Annotated in this window: 2 pseudogenes; both read left to right on the top strand. The window is 70.8% G+C overall.

Annotation, left to right across the window (positions count from 1 at the left end):
• Positions 1 to 263, top strand: a pseudogene (locus ACWD6R_RS40670) (hypothetical protein); the annotation flags it as partial.
• Positions 264 to 268: 5 nt separating this feature from the next.
• A pseudogene (locus ACWD6R_RS40675) lies at positions 269 to 1,076 on the top strand (hypothetical protein); the annotation flags it as partial.

Here is a 1,076-nt window from a genome sequence, read left to right on the forward strand (position 1 = left end):
AGTTGGTTCCGGTGCTGCTGGCGGCGGAGGCGTCCGGGGATGCGACGGTGACCTCGGAGGCGTACCGGCGGATCCTGGTGGTCTTCGCCGAGGCGCCGGGCTCGCTGCGTTGCAAGGACGTGTGTGCCGGAGTGGGCCTGGGAACGGCGGCGAACCATAGCGAGGGTATGCGGTCGAAGCTGAAGCGGCTGGTTGAGCGCGGGATTCTTGTCGAGGTCGAGTCGGGGCTGTTCGCGCTGGCCTCCCGGGCCGGTGCGCGGTGAGCGGCGTGGTGGGGGCGGCTGGTCTGGCGGTGGCCGAGGACGCGTTCGCTGCCTCGCGGGGATTGTTCGAGCAGGTGACCGTGGATCTGTCCGGGCCGGACACGGCGGAGTTGACGCACTCGCAGTTGGAGGACCTGCTCGGCTCGCGGATGCGGGAGGTGACCCGGTCGTTGTTCCAGGACCATCTGAACTTGCGTTCGCTCACCGAGACCCGGGTGCCGCAGGTGGTGGACGCGGACGGCGTGGAGCGCACGAGGATCGAGCGCGGCCGGGGGCGTGTCCTGGCCACGGTGTTCGGGAAGGTCACCGCCACCAGGATCGCCTACCGGGGTACCGGGGTCGGTGATCTGCACGTCGCGGACGCGGTGTTGAACATGCCGGCCGCGATGCACTCCCACGGGGTCGCGAAACTGGCCGCGATCGAGGCGGCCCGCGGCTCGTTCGCCGAGGCCACCAGCCGTGTCAACGCCCTGACCGGTGCCGGGGTCGGCCACCGGCAGGTCGCCGAGCTGGCGATCGGCGCCGCCGCCGACATCGACTCCTTCTATGCCGCGTTGGTCCCGGCCCCGTGCACGAACGTCACGCTGCTGGTGCTGTCGGTGGACGGCAAGGGTGTGGTGATAAGGCCGGACGCGCTGCGAGGCCACCGCGAGGGCAGCCGCCGCCAAAGGCGGCAACAAGCTGGACAAACGACTGTCGGCCGGGGAGAAGAACGGGCGCAAGCGGATGGCCACGCTGGGCGCCGTCTACGACGCCGAGCCGGTACCGCGCGACATCGACGACATCATCGCCGACCCCGACCCCGACCCCGAC

Source organism: Streptomyces sp. NPDC005151, from assembly GCF_053599875.1.